Source organism: Streptomyces sp. NPDC057900, from assembly GCF_042887885.1.
Taxonomy (GTDB): Bacteria; Actinomycetota; Actinomycetes; order Streptomycetales; family Streptomycetaceae; genus Streptomyces.
In genome coordinates this window covers 594,058-617,844 of record NZ_JBHVOI010000003.1, presented here as the reverse complement: position 1 = coordinate 617,844, position 23,787 = coordinate 594,058, and the positions used below count along the sequence as shown (strand labels likewise).

General features: G+C 74.1%; 1 protein-coding gene. It reads right to left on the bottom strand.

Features of this window, described 5'->3' with window-relative positions; translation table 11 throughout:
* Positions 1-12: 12 nt before the first annotated feature.
* Positions 13-23,787, bottom strand: a complete 23,775-nt coding sequence (locus ACFVQ0_RS16975) for a lonely Cys domain-containing protein (protein WP_390088679.1) — start codon at positions 23,785-23,787, stop codon at positions 13-15.

The following is a 23,787-nucleotide window of genomic DNA, read 5'->3' as shown; positions in this document are numbered from 1 at the left end:
CTCGTCGGGAAGTCAGGCGCGGTCGTCCAGTATGCGGCGGAGCTTGTCGGCCAGGGAGCCGGACGTGTCCTGGCTCCGCGCGCGGAGCCAGGCGTCGACCAGCTGCTCCAGCCGGTCGTCGGTCAGGACCCCGTCGTCGGAGCCGGACAGGATGTCCGGGCTCAGTGCCGTCAGAATGTGGAGGACGTCCTCCAGGCTGTTCTGATGGGCAACCAGCCAGGCGAGCACGGCCGGATCGCCCGGGAGGTCCGGTACCTCCGCGTCGCCCGGCAGGTCCGGCGCCGCGGCGGCCGGTCCGCCCGTCGTCCCCAGCGCGTGTTCGTCGGGGAACCGGCCGTCCGTGGCCACGTGTTCCCGCAGCTCCGCCTCGGTCAGCGGGGCGATGCGCCAGTAACGGCCCCAGTTGTCGGTGTAGTCGAGCTCGGCCGGCTCCGCCCTGCCGCTGCGCCGCAGGCGGTCGAGGACGAGCTGGGAACCGCGCATGATCTCGTCCAGCGAGTGGTGCTCCGCCTGCAGCATCTCGGCCATCATCCCGATCCGCACCAGGCCCAGATCGACGTCCAGGCCCCAGACGTCACGCATCTTCGCGGCTTGCGACATCAACCGGTGGGCCGAACCGGAGGTACCGGCCAGGACCAGGCTGCCGTTCGCTTCGGCGTCGGACTGCGGACCGGTGCTCATCGCGATGTGGAAGCGGTTCGCCCCCGGGATCCACGGGACGGCATCCGGCCCCGTCAGGGCCCGCTCGGCCTCGCTCAGCGGCGGTGAGAGCTCCTCGGGCCGCACCGATGTGCGCAGCGTCCGCCCGGCCTCGTCCAGCCGCGCCTGCTCGCCGGGGGGCCGGGACGGCTGTCCGCTGAGGGCCGTGTAGGCCGTCATCGCCTCCGACTGCGGCCTCGACGCACGGTATTCGGCGGTGATGACCTCGGGGTTCGGGTCGGGGCTGCCCAACAGGTCCGCGATCAGTCCGCCGTGCCCGTCCGGTGACTGGGCACCGATCCACAGCATTCCCATCCGCTCGCGCAGGTTGCCCGACTCGACCACTGCCAGGAGCCGGTCCCGGTCGGTGCCCACCGCCCCGTCCACGGTGGGGTCGTCCGAGCCCAGCTCCGACCAGCGGCCCGCCGCCGCGGCCCGCTCCCACAGCTCGCGCACCATCACGCCGAGCTGGGCGTTGGCCGCTTCGTGAGTGCCGAGGTACCGGCCGAGGCGGCGCTCGAAACGCTTCGCCTCCCGCGCGTAGCGGATGCGGGCCATGACCCACTCCGGCGCCGGACGGGCCGTCAGCAGGTTCCGCACCGGGAGCGGCGCGCCGGACAGGGCCTCCGCCACCCGGCGCAGCCGTGCCTCGCTCCCGGGGGCGGTGGGAGTGGGGTCCGGGCCGTCCGGCAGTCCGGCGAGCAGGCGGTCCCCGTCCCGGACCAGGAGGGCGGCCGGGGTGGGCGCCGCGGGTTCGCCGTGGAGCGTCGTCGTGCCGTCCGGCTCCGCCACGGCCACCGCGACGCCGAGCCCGCGAGCCGCCGCCGCCACGAGCGGGCCCATCGGCACGGCCACGCCGTCGCCCCCGTGGGAGGGGTCGCTGAGCAGGGCCCGCAGACGCTGAACGGGATCCGGGGAGATCCGTGCGGCCGGGAACCGGTCGCCCAGCAGCATCGCCTCCGCCCGCTGGTCGGTCGCGAGCGGTATGCCGATCCGGTCGAGGAGACCCAGCGGAAGGCTCCGGCCCCCGTCGAGCGGCGGCACCGTCTCCCCGGACACGTCGTCGGCGGTGAGGGTGCGGTCCAGCCAGTCGCGGAGGTCCTCCGCGGTCTCGACGCCCGCCGCGTTCAGCGCGTCGGTGGCTGTGTACCGGAGGGCGAACAGCAGCGTGTCGACGGTCCGGTCGCCCTCTCCGGGCGACTCGTGGAGCGCGAACGCGGTGGAGCCGAACTCGGCGGAGTCCGGTCCGGTACGCCGGTAGCCGCGGGGAGCCTGGGCCGGAGCCGTCCGCGCCGTCGCCGTATCACCGACAGAGGTGTCCTCCCCCGGCCGCTGCACCGGCGCCGGCCGCTCCTCCGACCCGGCGGCGCCGGTCGCGGGGCCGATGCCGAACAGTTCGTCCGCCGGTCCGGCTTCCGCGATCTGCGGGGTGGCTCCGGGCATCCGGTGACGTGGTGTCATCTCCGTGACTTCCACGGACTCGTAGGGCTCGGTACGCGGGCCGCCCGGAACGACCGTCCGGCCGGAGATGCCGAAGGAGGCGCCCGGCGGGTACAGGGCCTCCGTCTCCAGCGGCAGCACCACGAACGGGCTGACCTCCCGCGCCGTCGAGCCCGCCACGTGCACCAGCCCCCGGTGCGCGTCCCCGGGAACGCCCTTGCTGCGGTGCATGAAGCCGAGTGCTTCCTCGCGTACCAGCGCCGTGCTGCGGAAGAACGGCATCGTGATCCCGTCCCTGCCGTACACCGGTCCGTCCGCCGGGGGCCCGCCCAGTGGGCCCGGCATCCCCCGGTCGCCCCACCAGACGTCCCGGTTCAGCGGGGGCAGCAGTTCCAGCGCCTCGATCGCCATGTCGACGTGCAGCGGCAGGTCCTCGTAGAGCGCGTCGGCCATCGCGTCCAGGCGTCGCCGCAGGCCGGCCACCTCCGGGGTCGGGTCCTGGAGGTCGTCCACGTCCCACATCGCGTCGAACAGGGCGGTGAAGCCGGGCTGCTTGCGGAGGGTCATCGGCAGCAGGTCGGCGGCGCCGACCTCGGCCATCTTCCGGGTCATCGTCCAGGTGTTGAGGCGCACCAGCCGGCGCCCCATGCCGGGGCCGAACCGCTCGCCGTTGAGGAACGCCTTCATCTGCCGGTAGTCGGCGCCGCTGTAGAGGTGTACGGCCGTCAGATGGGCCGGGTGCAGCCGCTCCAGAGCCTTCCGGCCCTCGTCCCCGTACCGGTTCAGCCAGGTCCCGAGCGCCCGGCCCCGGTCGGTGTCGGGGAGCGGGTCCCCGGCGAGCGCGGCGCCGGTCAGGGCCACGAGGCCGCCGGGGAGGTCGAGCCTGCTGCGTGTGATGTCCCGGCCGAACGTCATCCGCTCGGCGTACAGGGCGCGATGCGGCGGTACGAGGGGCTCGGCGGGCGGGGTGTCCGGGTCCGTGAGGGGCGCGACGGTCGCCGCCGCGGTGTCCGCGGCCCAGTTGTGGAGTGCGGCGCCGTCGCGCAGCGCGAGGTCGCGTTCCCCGCCGCTTCCCAGGCCGAGCCGGTGGGAGGCGCTCAGGATCTCGGGCAGCGACTGCAGGTCGGCCGGGACCGCCCAGGCGACGACCGCGTCGCGGAACGCGAGCAGCTGTGCGGGCGAGGCGCCGAGCGCGGCGTAGGTCCGCAACAGCCGCAGCGCGGGCCCCCGGTCCCCGCTCACCCGACGCAGGCCACGGCTGTCGTGCACCTCCCGGTACGCGCTGCCCGGCGCGAAGCGCGCACGCCGGCCGACCGGCCGGGACAGGGCTTCCGCCACCTCGCTCGGCAGCCCCGGGCCCGCGTACGAGGCGTACGTGAGCGCGCTCATCAGCTCGTCGACGGCGAGCGGTCCCGGGGGCAGCGCGAGCAGCCGCTCCAGCTCGGCGGCCGGGTCCCCGGCGACCGTGTCCGGGGCGGAGAAGGCCCGCCGGGCCGCGGTCTCGCCGTGGCGCTCGGCGAGTTCCCCGTACATCCGGCGCACCGCGTCACGGACGGTCTCGGTGAGCCCGGCGGTCCGGCCCAGGTGCCCGGCGAACGCGAGCTCCAGGGCCACGCTGCGACCACGCCACTCACGGTCCCGGTACATGCCCGCGAACCGCACCGCGCCCGGCGATCCGGCGGGCCGCCAGGACCGCACCGCCCAGCCGGGGTCGGTCCCGGAGTCCGTCTCCGGGGCGATTTCGGGGGCGGCCGGGGACACCGGAGTGGCGTTGATCCGGGCGGCGGACGGGTGGCCGAGACCGGACCGTTCGTCCCGCTCACCGGGGCCGGTGCCCGTGCGGGCGGCGGCGCCCGGAACGGTTCCGGGAGCGAAGTGGAACGTACCGGCGCCGGACCGCCGGGCCTGCGGCGCCGGCCAGGCCGGGTCCGGGGCAGCGCCCTCGGGGCCCGGCAGCGGCCCGGCGTCCTGCGGGGCGGAGCTGCCCGGCGCGGTGCCGAAGAGGGTGAGCGCGGCGTCCGTGGTGATGCCGGGGGAGGCGAACTGCCGGACGGTCCCGGTCCACCGGCCCGGGGCCTTGGTCGCCGGGTCGAGGAGAGCGAGGATCGCGCGAGGAGTCTCGGCATCGGGCGCGTTCAGCATCATCGGCGCGTTGTAGCCGTAGGCCGGACGTCCGGTGAGCTGGGAGAACCGCTGGAACAGCCCTGGCGGCAGCACCCCGGGGCCGGTGGTCAGGAACAGCACCGGGATGTTCAGCGGGACCGTACCCAACGCCGGGTCCATCGCCATCAGCGCCAGGAACTCTCCCTCCGAGACCTCGGCGGGAGCCCGGCCCGGCAGATGCACCACGATGGAACCGGCCCAGTCGACCTCGACCACGCTCAGCAGCGGCATGGGGCGGTCCGGACCGGTCCAGACCGGCTGGACCGGCTGGGTGACCGTCCCGTTGGGCCCTTGCGCGATCCGCCGCACCCGGCCCCAGTCGATCCCGGCGGGCGCCGGCGTACCCGACCAGTTCACACCCTGGACGTTCGGGCCCTGCCGCAGCAGAGCAGCCGGGGCGAAGGCGCCGACCTCCTTCAGATGACGCGCGGCCAGCAGGTCGTGGTCGGAGGCGTCCGCGCCCTCCGCGATCGCCTTGGCCATCAGCTTCCACAGGGTCTCCTGCCCGGCCCGGTCCCACACGGCGGCCACATCCAGGTGGAGAACCTTGCGGCCCATCGCCTCCCGGTCGGCGGGCGGCATCGACCGGAAGATCTGGGCCACCCGGGTCATGGCCCAGAGCGTGGACGCCGTTTGCCTCGGGACGAACGGCGCGCCGGGCGGCAGCGACTGCACGTACCGCATCTTCTCCATGCCGTTCTCACCCATGTGCTGGAGGGTGAGGTCGAGGGGCGGCGCGGGTATCTCCTCCGTCAGCTTCGCGTCCGGATCGGCCGCGATCCGGACCGCGGCGAAGTCGAGCAGCGCCACGTACCCGGCCGGGGCCGGCGCCTTCCCGCTGTGCTCCTGGACGAAGAAGGCCCACATGTCCAGGCGGAACGGCGTGAGAGCGCTGATCGCCGGGTCGTTCGCCCGCATCCGCTCCAGTGCGCCGATCCCCTTCAGCACCCGCTCGTACCGGCCGCCCACGCCGCGGTGATCCTCGATCCCGGTGGTGAACACCGCCCGCAGCGCTCGGACCAGCCGCAGCATCGTGGCCCGGACCTCCGGCGAGGCCTCACCAGGACCCTGGTGCAGTCCCGCCACCCGCGCCAGCTGGTCCAGCTCGGGGGCCAGCGGCTCGGGACGGGTGACGACCCGGCGGCCGCGTTCGCCGTCGGCGCCCTCCAGGGCCACCCGCATGGTGTTGTCCATGCCGGTCTGCCTGGTGCTGCCCTCCGTCTCCATCCGGCTCAGATTCGCGACGAGGCCGATGAGCGGGAGGTCGTCCAGCGGATCGTCGATATGCGGTGCGGGCGCGTACGAGTTCTGCAGCTGCCGAGGGTCGCCGTCCGTCGCGCTCCAGCAGACCTCCAGATGCATCCGGTGCCCCGGCGGCAGCTCCCGCACCTCGCGCAGGCCCGCGATGTACGCGGCCGCGTCCCGCTTCTCCAGCAGCACCGTCCGGCCGTCGAGCAGCGGAAGCCGCATCCGGCCCGGATAGCCGTGCGCGGCGAAGAGATACACCGCCGAAGCCATCGACACCGGCTCCGTACCGGTGTCCTGGTAACCGGTGTCGACGTGTGTCCGGTGCACCAGGCGGCTCATCTTCCGGAAGATCCGGAAGCGCTCCTCCCGGGACCGCAGCGCGTCCCCCCTGGCGACCGCCTGCCGGCCGTACCGCCGATGGCTGTCGTCCGCCAGCGGCCGCGTGTCCACGTCGCTGTCGCGGAACACCGTCCCGTCCATCGCGGTCCACTGACGGTCCTCGTACGACGTGTTCCCGGACGGGGCGACCGAGATCCACAACCCGACGGGCGCGTCCGGGTCGCGGTCGACCATCACCACGACGTGCGCGTCCCCCGAACCGTCGGGGATCAGGCGCCCATCACCGCTGGGACCCCACACCTCCCGCCCCAGCCGGTCGGCCACCGCCCGCAGCGTCCGCTGGTACTGCGCCCCCGCGTACGGCACGGCCAGCACCACCGGCACGTTCTTCGCCAGCTTCGTCAGCTCGGGGTCGGCCTCCAGCGCGTCGGCCAGCCCCTCGGCGTCCAGCACCCGGCTGTCCGGCAGGCGCACCCGCCCGCTCTCACCGTCCGCCGACACCACGTACGCGTCCTGCGGCCACGGTGCCGCCTCAGTCGACACCATCTTGGGGACCACGCCGGCCCGGGTCTCGATGACCCGCACCTCCGGCAGCACCCGGTGCACGGACGCCTTCTTCCAGCTGCGGCCCCGCGAAGGCCCGGCGATCATCGTCCCCGCCGAGAGGATGTCGTCGTCCGGCCCGGTGAAGCCTCCCGTCACGGCGGCGGGAGCGGCGGACTCGGCGGTCGCGGCGGGCGCGGTGGGCGCGGCAGTGGCGGCGGACTCGGCGGGGGCCGCCGGAGCGGCCTGCGTCGTGGATTGCTCCGGCGACGGCCCGAAGAGGGTCATCCCCGCGTCAGGCGCCGCCCCGCCGACAGCGTCGGGGGTGGCGGCTCCGTCCCAGGCCCGCACGCTCTGGTACCGGGGAGTCAGCTGGAGTCCGGACAGCTCCAGATCGGCGCCCACCGAACCCGCCGCCCCGACCAGCAGGAACTGCAGCGCCACCGACAACGGAGGCGTCGGCTGCCCGAGGTCGGCGAAGTACGAGCCGACCGCCGCCCGCAGGGCGCCCCAGGTCAGCAGGGACTCCGAGCCATTGGCCGCCCGTGCCCGGTCCAGCGCCCAGAACCCGCCCAGCAGCGCCTCGAACGCCGCCCGGTCGTCCTCCAGCAGCGGACCGTAGACGAGCCGGATCGCCCGCACCCAGCGCCGTACCGCCGGAGCGCGCCCTCGGTCGCCGGTCACCCGCTCCGCGAGGCGGGCCAGCTCGGCGGTGGACGGCTCGCGGCGGAAGCCGACCCACCAGTCCCCCTCCGCCAGCTGCCACCGCCCCGGCGCACCTCCCTCACCCGGGACGAAGACCGGCTCCGCCCCGCTTCCCGTCCCCCACACCCACCGGTCGAAGCCGTTGGAGAGCGTCTGGCCCGGGAGCGGGACCTCCAGCGGATCGGCCACCGGCGGACCCGCCAGATCGGCCCCCGCCACCACCACCGCGGTCTCGGGCAGGGCCGCCGTCAGATCGCCGTCCACGGCGAACAGGAGGTCCACGATCCGCGCGTAGTCGAAGGTCGCGTCGCTGCCGTCCGACAGCGCCAGCACCGCGCCCCGGGCGTCGCCGCGAAGGCCCACCAGACGCGCCTTGCCGAACGGCAACGGCTGCAGCGGGCTCTCCATGGGCTCCGGCTCCCGCCGCACCAGCGTGAACCCGGCCGCTCCCGGCATCGCCCCGTAGGCGTGCCGGTGAGCGTCCTGCCAGTCCTGCGCCGGGCGGGAGGACAGCCCCACCGATCGCCCGTCCGCGTCCCGGTGGGTGACCGTCAGCACGCGTTCCAGCAGGACCCGGGTCCCGTCGAGCGCGACAAGCTCCGCCCTCCACTCCAGGACCGGCGGTGTCTGTTCGGGATCGGCCAGGATGGCGAGGGCGCCCCGGGCCGCGTCGATCATGCTCCGAAGCCTCGGCTGATGCATCGGCGGCATGCCGTCGATGGCGTCGGACGCCTCGTCGACGGCCTCCCGGAGCGCCCGGTGCACGGGGTCGTCGGCGGGCAGCGGGGTGCCCAGGGCGTAGGCGCCCAGCGCGCGGGCGGTCCGCTGGCTGTCCTCGATGGACATCAGCCTCCTGGCTCCGCCGCCGCTCGGCCGCGGCAGACCCATCATCAGGGCCATCTGCACGAAGGCCGCCAGACCCCGCACCACCGGGTTGTCCACGATCCGCCCGATGGATTCGAGCAGGACGTCCTCGGGCAGCGGGGCCGCGTACGTCTGCGCCCGCAGATAGGCCTCCCGGTTGAGCCGCGACAGCTCGGCGACGGCACGCCGGATGTCCTCGGGCGTCATCAGCTGACCTTCGTAGGCGAAGTGCCGCAGTTCCGTGAGGACCAGCGGGATCGCCAGCCAGCCGTCGTTGGTGTCCAGGGTCGGGTACTGGTCGTCGTCCATGTCGACCATCTGCTTCTGCGTGACGATCCGTCCCTCGGAGGTGCGTCCCGTCAGTACGGAGGTCAGGTGCTCGCGAGGGGAGGGCACGTCGCCGATGCTCGCGTCGAAGAACCCCGGGAAGACCGGCTCCCCCGGCATGATGGCCTTCTGGTAGAGCTCAAGGAGCCGGCCGAGGGTGGCGGCGAGACCTCCGCTGATGTTGTCGTGGTGCTGGTCGAGGAATTGCCGGCTGCGGGGCCGCAGAGCCCGCAGGACGCGGTCCAGCGAGGGCCGGGACGCCACCGCCAAGGCGTTCTTGACCATGAACGGGACCGGGCCCCGGTTGAGGATGACGCCGGTCGGCCTGGCCACGGTGTGGACGAAGCCGAACCGCAGATAGCCCCACATGTCCTCGACGTCCGGTATCGCCGCGAGGACGGGAACGGCCACATCTGGCACGTCGGCGCGGCCGGTGAAGGTGCGCAGGACCTCCGAGAGGGTCTTCATCGCGAATTCCCGGCTCGCCGCGTCCACCGACCCGAAGGGTCCCGGCGGCAGCCGGTCCGCCGCATGGTCCTGGAGCATGTTCAGGCCCAGGGCGGGCTGTCCCGTGGTGGGCTGGACGTAGGCGAGGTTGGACCTGACCGGCGTCCGGCCGACCAGGATGCGGTCACCCAGCTCTGTGGTGGTCCAGCCGTCGCCGTCGGGGAAGAGATCGGCCAGGGGGATCTGTTCGGGCGCGCCGGGATCGTCCCTGGCGTCCAGCGCCCGCTCCATCCTTCCCAGCTTCGCCAGCGCGCTCTCCTGGGGCTGCCTCCGCTCGCCCGGCAGCACCGCCATCGGCTCGGTGACGATCTCGCCGATGAGATAGGAGGTCTGGGTGGGCATCGGCGCTCCCGGCGGCAGCGCGGGGTACGTGAGGTGCAGCCGCCCGTCGGCGGTCCGCCAGACCCCGCCGTGATCAGTAACGATCTTGAAGCCGGGGGCAGTGGCCAGCACCAGCTTGGCGGGCAGGTCACCGCCCTCCTCGATGAGGAACACCTGACGCCTCTCGACCTCCAGGCCGATGGCTCCGTAACGACGTTCGACTGCCGGGTCGAGCATCGCGGCCGCCGTCGACGACGACTGCGCGAACACCGGCAGCGCGTCCTCCACGACCTTCCCGGCGGGGTCGATCACCAGCGCCTGCCCGTCGGAGGGCACCACCCTGGGCGGGAAGGCCGACACCTGGCGGTCGGCGCGGGCCGACACGTCCACCCACACCACACCGTCCGTCCCGCCGAGGTGGTACGCCGCCCACGCGTGGCCCGGCACCTCGCCCTGACCGCGCGCCAGGACGAGGCCCACGGCCCCCGGCCCGGCCGCGCGGACCGCGTCCGCCACCTCGCCCCAGGCCCGCACCCCGCGCCATCCGGGCCCGGCCACCAGCGAGGACGCCGCACCGGGGCGGATCGCCGAGTCGTCCAGCGTGACAGCCGGGCGCACACCCCGCGGATACAGGCTGTCCCGCAGGTCCCCGAGCAGCGTCAGGCACCGTTCGAAGGACATGCGTCCCGCCGGCTCCCGCCTCGCCACCTCGCGCACCTTCCGCGTCAGCTCCGCACGGCTGAGCACCGGAAGGGGCACGAGGGGAGCCGTCAGGGCCGCGCGGGCACGCTCCCGTGCCTCGGCACTCGCCGTCGCGGCGGCGGGCCCGGCCGGGTGGCCGGGCGCCGGGGCAGGGGCGTGGGGCTGCGGCACGAGCGCGTCCTCGGCCGCGTCCCACATCGCCCGGAAGCCCGCCCAGACGTCCTCCTCCTGCCGGGGGTTGGACTGCCAGGGGTGGAAGCCCTTCGGGTCGGGGCCGTACAGCTCCCGCAGCAGCGGCAGCAGCTTCGGCTCGTGCGTGCGGACCCACTTGGTCCCGTTGTTGCGGGGCAGGCCGGTGTACGGGTCCGTCCCGGCGTTCGTCGACAGGTAGACGTTGGTGAGCTGGGCGAAGTACTCGTACTCGTCGCGGGAGGAGTAGTTGCGTCGCGTGCCGGATTCGTCGTACAGCGAGCCGTCGGGCCATTCCGTGAAGCTGCCCTTTCGCACCTTCTCGCCGAACGCCTCTGTGATCAGCCGCCGCTGGCTGTCGGTCAGCCCGTAGCGGTGGACGGCGTGCGCGAACTCGTGCGTCGTCGTGGAGTAGCCACCGTGGTGCGGGCCCGCGCCCGGCACGCTCGTGGTGCCTCCCAGCAGGTTCTCCTCCGCGGCCGCGACCCGCCCGTCGAGCTGGACACCGCGTTCGGTGTCGAAGGGGCGCGCGTCCTCGGTCGACTCCCCCCGGAGGGTGCGGAACGCCTCCAGCGAGGTCAGGGCCGCGTCCTTCGGGACCACGATCATCCGCGCGCCCTCGTTCAGCATCCGCTCCGCCGCCGCGGGGGAGCGCAGCATCCGCGCCACCTGCGCCCGCGCCTCGATCCCCGCCGAGACGTTCAGCTCGGCACCGGCCGGGACATCTACCATCAGCAGCGCGGCCGTGCGCGCGAACTCGTCGGCGGGCAGGCCCCGGCGCAGTTCCGCGACCAGCTCCCGGTCGGCGGCCAGGGCCTCGCGGTCCCGCTGCGACAGCGGCAGCAGCCGGGCCGTCCGGTCCGGCCCGGCCATCGTGGGCAGCAGACCGGCCAGGGCGGCCAGTTCCGCCGCCGGCAGCGAGGGCCGCGCCGTCGTCCCGGACGGGGGCGGCGGCGTCACGGCGGGCGCGGCGGCAGCGGCCGCCGTCCGCTCCTGCGGCGGCGGCGCGGGCAGCGGCTGCCCACTGAACCGGCCGGAGCGGGTCGGCCGGGCGGGCGCCGAGGACATGGAGCTGAGCAGCGACGGCTCCGTGCCGCTGCCCTCCGCGCGGCGGCCGGCCTCCAGGGTGCTCACCAGGCCGGGCAGCCGCTGCCAGGCCTGGGTGTGACGGCGCGCCTGCTCGGCCAGGTCCTGCCGGGCCTCGGTCAGGTCCTGCCTGATGCCTCCGACCTGGGTCCGGATCGATTCGCGAGCCGCGGTCGCCTTCCGCAGGGCGGCGTCCGCCCGCAGCAGCGCATGCCCCGTCCGGGCCACGTCCTCGTCGGCGCGGGCGAGCTCCGATACCAGGGGGCCCTCCTCCTCGCGGGCTGCGTCGAGGGCGACCTCGGCCTCGGCGGCAGCCTCGCGGGCGGCGGTGAACTCGCGCTCGTACCGCAGGCGCTGATCTCGGGCGGCGATCCCCTGCTCCCGGATGGCGTCGGCGCGCTCCTCGGCCGCTGCCAGGGCGCTCTCCCGGTCGGCGGCGGCCTGGCCGGTCACCGGGGAGGTCTCGTCGAGCCCCTCAAGGCGCTCCACCTCGGCCAGCGCCCGCCGCCACGGCTCCCGCAGCCCCCGCTCCTCCTCGTCGGCGGCGTCGTGCAGTGTCCGCGCGTCGCGCCCGGCCTGCTCAAGCCGCGCGATCTCCGTCCGCGCTTCGGCGATCCGGGCCCGGACGCCGTCGAGCTCCGCGCGGGCGGCCTCAGCGGTCCGGACGGCGTCTGCGTCGGCCAGTTCGGCGGCCCCGTGCGCGGTGGTGGCGGTGTGCACGGTACGGCCGACGGACTCCAGGGCCCGCAGCGCACCGGGCCGCCGTGCCGCTGCCACGGTTTCCCGGTACCGTGCCGTCGCCTCGACCCGCACCGCGTCCAGGTAGCCGCCGACGTTGTCCTGTATCTCCTCCCAGACATCCCGGGTGGCGTCGGTCGCGTCGGCGAGGGAGCCGTCGGCGGCGAACGGCCAGTGCCGCAGCCCCTGTTCCGTACGGACGACCAGTTCGACCGGCCGCCCGGACAGCGCGGCCGTGCGGGAGCCGACGAACAGGGCGCGGGCCAGCCGGGTGCCGTCCGGATCGGGGCCGAGCGCGAGCCACAGCTCCGCCGTCGTGTCCTGCTCGTCGATGCCGTCCGCCAGCACCCCGGGCAGCTCGTTGACCGGATGCCGCGACCAGTCCCGCAGATCGTCCGCGTCCTGGTCGGCGAGCATCGCGGGCACGTCGTAGATCCGGGGGCCCGGCCTCGGCCGGGTGACACCGAAGCCCAGCACATCGCGTTCCCACAGCCGCACGGTGAGGCTCCCGGTCACGTACCGGGTGCCCTCGGGGCCGGTCACCGTGATGACGGTGTCGACCAGCGTCTCGTGGGCTTGCGTGCCACGCCCGTCGGCGGGTGCCGCGGCGGTGCCGGTCCGCACGCTGGTGAACCGGGAGGAGGAGGCGTTGCCGCCGGAGGTGTTGGTGTGGGGCTGCTGCGCCAGCAGCGGCAAGTTCAGGCCGACCAACTGGGAGTTGCCGCTCGGCAGGCCGAAGTTGCTCTGGTGGTTCAGGTTCAGGGCGAAGGAGCTGCCGGCCGACGAGTTCGTCCCGGAGGTGCGGACCTGCCTGCGGACCCGGTCGACGGCGCCGTCGCCCGAGTCCGATGCCGAGCGCGGGTTGTACAGGGCGATCCCCAGGGACGGCGCGGTGACGGGCGCCTGCAGCGGCCAGCTGCCGGGCATCGTCGTGGTCAGGCCGGCCGCCGTGCGCGCCGGGTCCAGGGTGACCTCCCCGGTCTGGATCAGCTCGCCCAGGCGGACGGCGACGGCCTCCGCCGAGGCGCTCGCGGGCAGGCCCCAGGAGGCGGCCAGGTGCGGGGCGACCTGGTGCAGCGCCTGCATCAGCTGCGGTACGGCGTTGGCCTCGTGCACCGGCGTCAGCCCGGTCGGCAGCAGGAGCGCGTCGCCCGCGAACGGCAGGGTGCCCAGAGCGGCGGCGTCGGCCGCCGTCAGCCCCAGCGGGTGGCGCGTGAGCAGGGCCGGCGGCCGCGGCCCGGCGTGCTCACGCGGCGCCGTGGCCTCGGAGCCGACGAACCGTACCTCGATCGCGACCGGAACCGTGACCGTGCGCTCCGGCCGGCCGTTCAGCAGCCGGTCGATCCAGGTGCGCACCCGCTGGGCCACATCGCCTTCGAGGCCGGACAGGTTCAGGAGCCCGCCCTGGAAGATGCCGCCGGGGATGTTGGCCGGCCACGCCTTCACGAGCTCGGAGCGGACCGTCCCGATGGCGCGGTAGTCGAGGTCGAAGTCGGCGCCGAGTGCCGTACGCGTCCAGTACCGGTCCTCCGTCGCCGTATCGTTCCGGGCGGTGCGGGCCCTGACGTTGGTCAGTGCGACGGCCGGGCCCTCGCGGTCGGTGCGCCCGGTGGTGCCGGGCCTCGGGTAGCGGGAGTTGATGTTGACCGCGACCTGATGTGTCTTGGTGACGGCCGAGGTCGTGGACCTCGCCTGCGGGATGTGCGTGTCGACCTGCTCCAGGCCGCCGCCCTCACCGGCCGGCCGGCCGCGTACGGCGCGCAGGGCGGGCGTCTGCAGGATCGGCTCGGAGCGCAGGGTCACCTCGACCAGCCGCAGCCCGCCGAACGCGCTGTGCAGGAAGTGCAGGCGCGAGTGGCCGCCGGGGCCGCGTCCGAACAGGGCGCTCAGCCCCACGGGACCGGTGCGGCGGGCGATCTGGCTCTGCACACCGGGCAGGTGGGCGCTGTGTCCCGGCTGGAGGGAGCCCGACGCCTCTTCTTCCGCCAGCACGGTCAGCTCCCGGCCCAGCCGGTCGCGCCGCTCCCTGCGGTTCGTCGTGTCGTCGAGCTGGGTCACGGAGAGCACGCCCGCCTTGCCCAGCTGCCGGCTCCGGACAAAGCGGTTGGGCAGGGGGACGCCGGGCCCCGGCGGCGTCAGGGCCGGGATGCCCGCCATGCCCTGGAACCACTGCGCCGCGCGGGCCACGCTCTGCGCGGGAGCCACGTACGTCACGCCGCGGGCGAGGTCGATCGCGACCGTCACCGGGGCGAAGCTGCCCAGGCCCACGGCGTTCCCGGCCACGTTGCGCACGCCCCACTTGACCGTCACCAGCAGCGTCACGTCGTTGACGATCCACAGCTTGTCGCCCGTCTCCTCCACGGCGTGCGTGACCTTCGTGGTGGAACTCACCGTGCTGGTCTCGTCGGCCCGGCGGGAGTAGGCGTAGCGGCCGATCGGGTTGGCCTGGTGGACCAGCTGCTGGGGCGGCGGAGGCGGCGCCTGCACCGCGGTGACCTGGAAGGTTCCCTGGTGGACGCGCCCGACGGCGCGCTGCCGGCCGGCGGTGTCACCGGAGTTGACGTCCTGCTCGGAGTAGAGCGACCCGGAGCCCAGCACCCGGGGGTTGGTCAGATAGCCCATGATCTCCAGCGTCATGGTCCGGTTCGCCGCCATGCCCGGCAGGGTCAGGCCCTCCACCACCTGCACGCCGTCCAGGATCTGCGTGGCGCGGGCGATGAGCTGGGACGGCCGGATCGCGCCCTGCCGGGCCTCGGTCGCCAGGGTGCCCTGGTCGTTCAGCGAGGCTCCCGCCAAGGCGACGGACGTCCACTTGTAGGTCGCCACCGCCCCGTCGGCGGAGGTCTTGGCCGCCCAGGTCACCGGCGTCGCGGCCCAGCCGACCGCCGCCCCGACCCGGTTGACGGCACCGGTCAGGCTCGCGGGCAGCGCCTCCTTGACCGCCGATCCCCGCCTGGCGGTCTCCGTGGCGAGGTCGTTCAGCTGCACGGAGGCACGCCGTACCGCACGCCCCACCGGCCCCTGTTCGGGGTGGCCCGGGTAGGTCCCCGCGATGATCTGCCCCAGCGCCTCGGTCAGGGCGGCGGTGCCCCGGAAGGTGTCGACGAGCGCGCCCACCGGCAGCTTGGTCAGCCCCGGCAGCGGGTGTCCCTCGTTGTCGACCCGGTCCAGGCGGCGGAAGTCGTCGCTCGCCCCGCCGTCGGTGACCGGTTGCCGGATCACGTGTCCCGCCCTTGGCACGGCGGGCAGGGGGGCCGGGGCCGGGACGCGGGTGCGGTAGTTCGGGACCAGCACGGTGACGGTGCCCGGCACGGTGTGCGGGACGGCGCCCGGGGCACGCAGCACGATGCCCTCCGCGCCGTCCTCCACGTCCGCGGCGTCGGCATCGGCGTCGGCGTCGGCGCCGTCGTCGGCGAAGCGGACGAGCGGGTCGTCGCTCGGGCCCTCGTACAGGTCGAGGGCGAGCCTGGCCGGTATTCGGAAGAGTTCGCTGCCGTTCGCACTGGTGAGGATGAACTGGTCGTACGCGACCGAGTCACCGGTGTTCGACGCGTCCGTGAGCTGCTTGGTACCCAGGTACTCCGGGCCCGGGTTCAGCGCCCAGGCACCGTCCGCCACGGGGATGCCGAGCGCTCCGCCGCCGCCCAGGGAGCCGCTCAGCGCGGTGCCGCGCTGCCGCCCGCCGGACGCCTCGTGCGAAGTGATTCCGACGTGGTGGACCTCGGACAGCCTGCGCTCGTGGACCGAGGGGCGGGCGGTGTCCCCGGTGGCGGAGAACCGCAGCTGCACCCGCCGGGTGCCGGTCAGCGCGTTCGGCCGCTCGAACCACACCGGATGCCCGCCGTCCACCGCGTCCGCCAGCGCCGAGGCCAGGCCGAACCGTGAACGCATCTGCGCCAGCCGCCGCACGTTCTCCAGCTGCGCCAGGACCAGCGGCTCGTCCAGCCGGAACGGGTTCGCCCTGCTGCGGGGTTCGGCGGGCGGCAGGAACCCTTCCTGGCGCAGCCAGGCCTCCGCCCGCGCGAACATCTGATCCTCCCCCTCGACCCTCAGGGGCGTCTCGGCGTATCCGAGGTTCTCCAGGTTCTCCAGGTGCTCGGGAGGTTCCCGGAGTTCGTCGGCCGACGGCACGGTTCCGCGCATCGTCGTCCGCTGGGCGATCCGCAGCCGCAGGCCGTCGTCCCACGGCCCGAACGTGCCGGTGACCCGCCCGCCGCCGGCCCGGTGCAGCGTCACGTAGTAGGTGACGCGGCCCGAGGTGAGCACATGACTGCTCTTGGAGCGCAGCCCGTGCGTCATCGTCGTGCTCTCGACGGTGTTGAGCGCCTCGTTCACCTGCCAGGCGACCCCGGCCCTGCCGAGGAAGTTCCCGCCGAACGACTCCGTGGCACGGGGGTGTCCAGCGCCTTGGTCGGCGGTGAACATCGGCCCGCCCGAGATCTCGGCCCCCAGGCCCGAGGTGAACTTCGCCGACCGGTCCAGGGTGGAGGTGTGCGTGATCCACGTCTCCAGCAGGGCCTTGCCCTCGGGGCTCTTGCGCAGCGGCTCACCCGGTTCGATCCGCGCGGTGAGCTGGAGCATGCCGATCGCGTTGCCGTCCTTGTCCAGAAACGCCGAGGAGTACACCCCTTCGTCGATCTGGAGCTGCGGAGCGCCGCGCAGCATCTGCTCGTGCAGGAAGTTCTCCAGCGCCCGCTCGGAGTCCGCGGGCAGGTCGCGCAGCTCGGCGAAGTTGTCGTCGGCCAGGACCTCGGTCAGCAGCCGGCGCGGTTCGGCGACGCTGTCGACACCCCACAGCGGCAGGTCGCCCAAGTCCCCGGGCTCCGGAAGGTCGCCGGTGTCGGAGCCGTCGAACGCGAGGTGCTCGTGGAACCAGATGGTGAGGGCGCCGTGCGACTGCTCGGGCTGCCAGTTGCCGACCGCGTCCTCGCGGTCCGTGCCCACCTGGACCTGCCACCGCCCGTCGACGTCGATCGGGTGGGCCGGATCCTCGGCCTGCTGCTTGTTCAGGACGAGCAACGTCTCGCCGACGGTGACGGACTCGGCCAGCTGGTTGTGCGTCGCGGTCAGGCTGAAGGTGCCGTCCAGCCAGCGCAGCGGTCCGGTCCCGTTGGTCGGCAGGACCGCGGTCCAGGGGATCGAGCCGGTACGCACGGTGCCCGAGCCCTCCGCGTCCGTTGACGTCTGTCCGCCCGAGGCCCGGAACTCGACCTGCATGCTGGGCAGCGTCGCGGGGAGCTGGTCGTCGCTCTGCCCGTACTTCGCCGACCGCCTGGCACCGGAGTAGGCGAGCCGTACGTCCACAGAGCGGTCACGGCCGTTGTGCCGGACGGTGATCCGGTGGCCCTGCCGGCTGCGCAGATAGGGCCGGTTCAGCTCGACCTCCTCGGCGCTCAGCACATCGCTCAGCCCGGTCAGCAGCTCCCGGCCGGCCGCGCTGTCCGGGTCGGCCCCGAGAGCCCGGACGACCTGCCGGTGCAGGCCGTCCAGGACGGCGTCCGGGGTCGGCTCGTGGATGACGAGACCGATGTGCCCGTCGTGCCGGGTGCCGTGCGCGCGCAGGTACGGCGACAGCTCACGGTCCGCGTTCACCTCGGCCGGCGCTGCCACCGCCGGCGCGGGCGCGACCGTCCCGGCGGTGCGCGAGCCCTCGGCGACGACAGCGGGCACCGGCGCCCGGCCCGAGAAGGTGTGCATGGTGCCGTGTTCGGCGGAGGTGCCGGGCAGGAGAGCGGGCCGGCCGGTCTGCCAGTGCGCCGCCGGCTGCGCCGGGTCGCCCGCCAGGACGATGACGTGCTCGTTGCGCACCGGGTCGAGGACCGGGGCGCTCGGGAGCTCGGAGAGCACCGTCGTGCGCGCCGTTCCCGACCGGCCCGCGACGTGCCGGGCCAGCCCGACGGGATTGGTGTGGGTACCGACCATGAGCAGCGGGACGGCCAGCGCGAGCTGCCGGTGCACCCGGTCGTGACGCAGCAGCGCGGCGATCTCGCTGCCCGGCACCCACCGGTTCGAACCGTCGGGGAACGGCATCGACACGTAGCCGTTCGTGCTGTCCGCGTAGATCACGTACGCGGCTGCCGGGGAACCGGACGGGGCGCCCGGCCAACCCGGTTCGTACGCGGTGCCGTTGTGCACCGAACCGTCCGGCGAGACCACATAGCCCCGGGTGGAGACGTCGCCGCCGACCGGCCGGCGGGTCCAGTTGCGGCCCATCGGCACATCGTGCGTCATGAGGCGGGTGCCGTCGTCCAGCATGCCCTGGCGCACGAGGTCCCACGCGGCCAGATCCGCCGGGTCCGAGGTGTCGAACCCCGTGACGGCCGCCCCCGCCATCAGCCACAGCAGCCGGTCCCCGGCCTCGTCCGCCGACAGCTCGGCCGACGCCGGCAGGTGCAGCACCTTCCTCGCGTACGCCACCGGGTCCGGCACACCGCGCAGCGCCTCCGCGCCCTTGACCGTGCCCCACACCAGCCGGCTCACGTCCGCCTGCGTCACGGCCTGCCCGGGAGGCAGCCGCAGCACGTCGGCGGCGAGGGCGGAGAGGTCCTGCCCGCTCAGCCGCCTCAGGGCCCAGTCGAACGAGGGCAGTTGGGTGTACCCGTGCAACGTCAGCCGCCCGGCCGCGGCCTCGTCCGCCCTGCCGGCCGCGTCGTGGAGCACGGCACGGATCTCGTCGGGTGTCGGCGCGTCGTTGCCGGTGCGCTGATGGCGCGCGTGCACCACCAGGTGGAGATGGTGCAGGGTGAACGGGCCCGCCACCCGAAGGTGCCGATCGGCCCGGCGCATGTTCTCCAGCGCGCCCGCGCCCCGCAGCAGCGTCCGGAACTCCGGGTCCGCCGCCACCTCCCCGCCGAACGACCTGCGCAGCGCCCGCACCAGCCGCGTCGTCGCGTCCGTGTCCTGCGGCGACAGGGGTCCCGTCCCGGAGTGCAGTCCCGCCCAGCGCGCCGTCTGCGCCAGATCGGCCCCCCGGGGCTCCGGGGGCAGCAGCACCTGCGTCCCCTGCTCACCCGAGGGCCCGGCCATCACGCCCGCCTTCGGGCCCGCGGCGGTCCGCTGGTACGCGTGGACACGGTCCACCGCCAGCACGCCGGCGGTGCTGCCGTTCGCCACGCCCTGGGCGTACGACGTCGTGCCCAGCACATCGAAGACGTAGGGCGGTGTCGCCGCGTCCGTCAGGTACGGCAGGTCCTCCGCCTGCGCGTCGGCCCAGCACGAGCCGAGATCGATGACCGCGCCGGCGCCGAGCTTGCGCATGCTCGGGCGGCGGCTGATGAAGCGGCCCGTCTCCTCGCCGTCCACCTGGACGGGCGGACGGCCGTCCGTCACCTCCATGAGGCCCCGCATCGGCATGCCGTGCTGCGAGAAGCGGTAGACCGGCCGCCCGTCCTCCAGGAGCGGCACGGCGCTGCCGATCTCCCGTGCGGTGACCGGATCGAACTGCGAGAACCCGGAGACCTCGTCGAGGGCTTCGAGGACCGGCTCGTTGACCACGAGGTCGGCATCCGACATCGTGACGCGGCCCACCGGCCGGCCCTCGTAGGCGATCGTCCGCGACTTGACCGCACGATCCGGGATCACGGTCCCGTCCAGGGCGGTCACAAAGCCCTCGTCCACGATGCCGTCGGGGCCGAGGTCGTCCGCGTCACTGCCGAACCAGCCGCCCAGCGGCACGTTCCGCGCCCGCTGGTTCTCGACGACGATCCTGCTGAACCCGGTCTCGGCGTCGTGGACCAGTGCGACCTGACCGCTGTGCGCCCAGATCCCGTTCCGGCCGGTCCTGAACGCCAACGTCCTCGGCATGACAAGTCCCTGGTCACCGCCGCGGTCCAGCACCAGCACCACCGGAACGCCCGGCGGCAGCCCGGCAAGGCCCGGATCACGGGCCACCAGCTCGACGAACTCGCCCCACGGGACCGACAGCTCACCCTGGCCCCAGGGGATCAGCACCTGCTCGTGATCACCCTTCGCCGCGATCACGTACGCACCCGAATCGGCGTCCCACAACGGGTCGATGGGGCCCTGGAACCGGCCGTCGCGCCGCTGCCACACCCGCGAGGTGTCCACGACGCCCACCGCCTGGTCCGTCAGGTTCAGACCCTGGTACGAGCCGTCCGCCAGGACGATGTGCCGCCCGTGGTCCAGGGCGCCCCCGGCCGCCAGGTGGTAGGCGCCCAACGAATCCACGCTGGAGGACCATCCGGCCGCCATCGCGTTCTCCACCAGCGCGAACAGCTCGGCGTGGAGACCGGCGGACACCTCGGCACCAGCCGGGACGTGCAGCACCCGCCGGACCAGGCCGTCCGCGTCGAACTCACCGCTCGGATCGTCCAGCAGCGCCAGCCGCTCCAGCTCGGCGGCGGCCCGGGAGTGGTCCGGCGCCGCCGGGGAGAACCCGGGCGCGCCGCCGGGCAGCCGGGGCGCGAGCCCCAGCTTGCGCCGTGTCCGGCTCGCCAGGTCCGCGCCCGAGACGGCGTCCGTGCCGTGTACGGCGAGGTGTTCGGCCACCTGCCGCACGGCAGCGCGCAGTCCGGCGTCCGCGTGGCGGGAGTCGGCGAGTACCGGGTGCAGCTCCAGCGGCAGCACCAGCGACACCGCGCGGTGCCAGGCGTCGGCCGGGTCGGTGCCGGTCGGCACCCCGGGCGCCCGGGACGTCGCCCGCGCGAAGTCCTCGTAGGCGGCGCCCCAGGTACGGCGCGCGGCGCGGGCCGCGACGGCGTCGAGCGCCCCGCTCCAGGGGCCGGGCCGGTTCATCAGCACCCGGACATGGCCCACGGGGTCGAGGCCGCTGTCCTGGACCCGCACGGATCCGTTCAGGGTGGCCTGGAGTGCGGGGCCCTCGCCCAGCGTCACCCCGACGGCGGCCAGCTCCGCGGTGGTGACGGTGCCGTCGGACGGCAGCCCGGGCGCCTCCGCGGTCAGGTCGTCGGTGGTGATCAGCGCCGCGGTGCTCCGCCGTTCGGCGTCGGTACGGGGGACCCTGGGCACGATCGCGGCGAGCGCGGCGTCGGCGGCGGCGTCCGCGCCGAGGTCACGCAGCCGGTCCACGGCCGCGTCGAGCCGCCGCCGGGCCCGCTCGACGTCCTGCCGGGCCTCGTGGAACCTCACCACGTCGTTGTTGCCGCCCCGGCCGCTGCCGACCCGTCGCGCGAGCCGGTCCACGTTCCGGGCGGCCCGGTTGAAGGCGGTGAGCGCGTCGTCGTGGTCCCGGCGCGCCTCGTCGATGGCGAGGGCGACCGGGAAGATGTCGCTGATGCCGTCGGGGGTTTGATCGCCGGTGAGGACCGTGCCCCGGTCAACGCCCTTGCCCTTGTCCTTGGGGCCGGACTCCTGGGCCTGAGCGGACTCGGTCTCACCCTTGGTCGCGGTCTCGGTCTCGGTCTCGGTCTCGGTCTCGGTAACGGTCTCTTCAGGGGCCGGTGACGAGGATGTCTCCGGCCGCCCTTCGTCCTGACCGGTCACCGACGGGACGTCCGTGCCCGAGGTCGTCCGGACCGGGACGGGCGGCGCGATCCGACCGGGTGCGTCCGGGACACCCCGGGCCGGACGGTCGGCCCGCCCGGGACCGGCGTCGGCACCGGCTCGGGCCGGCGACGGCGACGGCGGCTGCGCGGCGGCGGGCGTCTGGGCGTTCGGAGCCGCCGTCGCGGGCGGGGGCGGCGCGGCCGCCGCGGGTGCGGCCGGTCCGGTGGCCGGCGAAGGATCGTCGGAGGAGGTGCGGAACCCGCCCGGCCCCGCGGGCAGCGGCGTCGGCACGGACGCTCCGGGCGCGGTGGCCGCGTCACCGTCGGCATCGGTGGAGAGCGTTTCCGCACCGGTCTGCGGCGGTGTGCCCGGCTGCTCGGAACCGTCGGCGAGGCCCCTCCGGCCGTCCTGCTCGGTACCGGCGTCCCGCTCGGTGCTGCCCTCCTGCTCCGTGCTGCCGTCCTGCTCCGTCAGGTCCGTTCCGCGCTGCTGACCGTTCTGGTCCGCCGGACCGGACGACCGCTGCGACGGGTTACCCGTACCGGACGTGCCCTGCGAGGCTCCGGGCGCGGGCGCGCTCGAACCGGCGGGCGTACCCACGGGCGTCACCTGCGGGGCGGCGCCCTCGTCGGCATCCACGTCGGCATCGGTATCGGCATCGGCGTCGGAGGACGACGGTGCGCCCTCCGGCGCGGGCGCACCCTTCGGCGTCGTGAGTCCCTGCGGGAGGTCACCCTGAGAACCCGGCGCGTCCGAAGTCCCGTCGGGTGTCGTACCGGGCGCGAGGTCGGGCGACAGGTCCGGCGTCTGCTCCGGCGACAGGTCGGGGGTCAGCTCGGGCGTCGTGAGGTCGGTGTCCGTGCCGTTCGGGGACCCGGACGTGCGCCCCGACGTGGGCCCGGCCGTCGACCCGGGCGGCAGCGATGTGCTGTCGGGCTGGGACGCGGACGGGATGGTGGAGGGAGAGTGTGTCGACGGGGAGCTGGACGGGGTGGGCGTCGGCAGATACGGCACCTGCGACCCCGTCGTACCGGTCACGCCGGTCACGCCGGTCACGCCGGTCACGCCCGTCACGCCGGTCACGCCGTCGAGGACACCAGGACTGTTGAAGCCGCCGGGGCCGCCCGTGGTGCTCGTGGAGCCCGGCGACCGCGTGGTGCTGCCGGAGCTCCCGGTGGGTGTCGGGTTCAGTGGGGGCGGAGCCTTGTACGACGGCGACGGTGGCAGGTTGATTCCGCTGCCGATCCCGCCCGGGAAGACGGACGGGACGGTCGTGTTGGGCGGGACCGCCGGACCGGGGGTGAACGGGACGACGCTCCGCACCGTCGACGGGCCGTTGACCCCCGGGCCCGGACCGGCGGCCGACCGCGCCTGGGGACCCGTGGTCCCGGAGGGGCCCGAACCGCCGCCGCCCAGCGGACTGTCAGGTGCGGGCGGGTTGTTGAGATCGGTGAACTGGTTGTTGTTGTTGAAGTACTTGTTGAAGACGATCGCGGCCCCGCCGCCGATGGCAAGCCCCGCACCCACGTCGAACAGGCCACTGGTGCCCGACCCGACGAAGGTCTCCCACTTGAAGTTCCAGTTGTTGTAGAAGGCGCCGTTGATGATGACCTCGGCCGTGCCCTCGGCGGCGCCCGAGACCACGAAGACGGTGACGACGGTCGGCGGACCGTTCACCAGCCCCTTGAACAGCAGGCTGTCCGGCTTGAACTTGAACTTGTTGAACACGTCGTCGAGCAGGTTCTTGAAGTAGTTCGTGAACGGCTTCAGGAACTTGTCGAAGAGCCCCATGAAGGCCCCGGTGAGCGCACCGAACGCACCCGCGACCCCGACGTCCTTCCAGTCGATACCGCCGGGCCTGCGGCCACCGGTGTTCAGGCCGATCTGGGCGAGGCGGACCGCCAGCGTCTGGATGGCCTCCTCGATCGCCTCGCTCAGGGTCGGCGCGATGTGCGTCATCCGCAGCAGCCGGTCGATGATCATCAGAACGGCGAGCTTGCTGCGGGCCCTGGCCAGGAACATCTGCGAGACCGACGCACCGCCGGTGAACGCCATCAGTGCCGCCAGCAGCGCCAGTTCGGCGAGCAGCATGATGATCTCGGAGATGATCTCCCATTTCGATCCCTGGATCGACTGCGAGTAGTTGACCTGGCCGTTGGCGAGCTCGTCCAGCTGGAAGAGCAGTTTCTGGACGGGGTCGGTGCCGCCGGGCTCATCGGTGAGCATGCGCACGCTGTCGATGTACGGCTGGGCCACCTCCGGCGGCAACGACTCCTCGACCAGCTGGATGGTCTCCCGCGCGGCCGAGCGCAGGTCCATCAGCCCCTTCTGCAGGGCAAGGTAGAGATGACGGCTTTCCCACGCCAGATTCTCCCTGGCCTGCAGGGGCATCTCGCCCAGCAGGATCCAGAGCATCGTCCGGACGTCAGGTGGAAAGTCGATCTCGTCCAC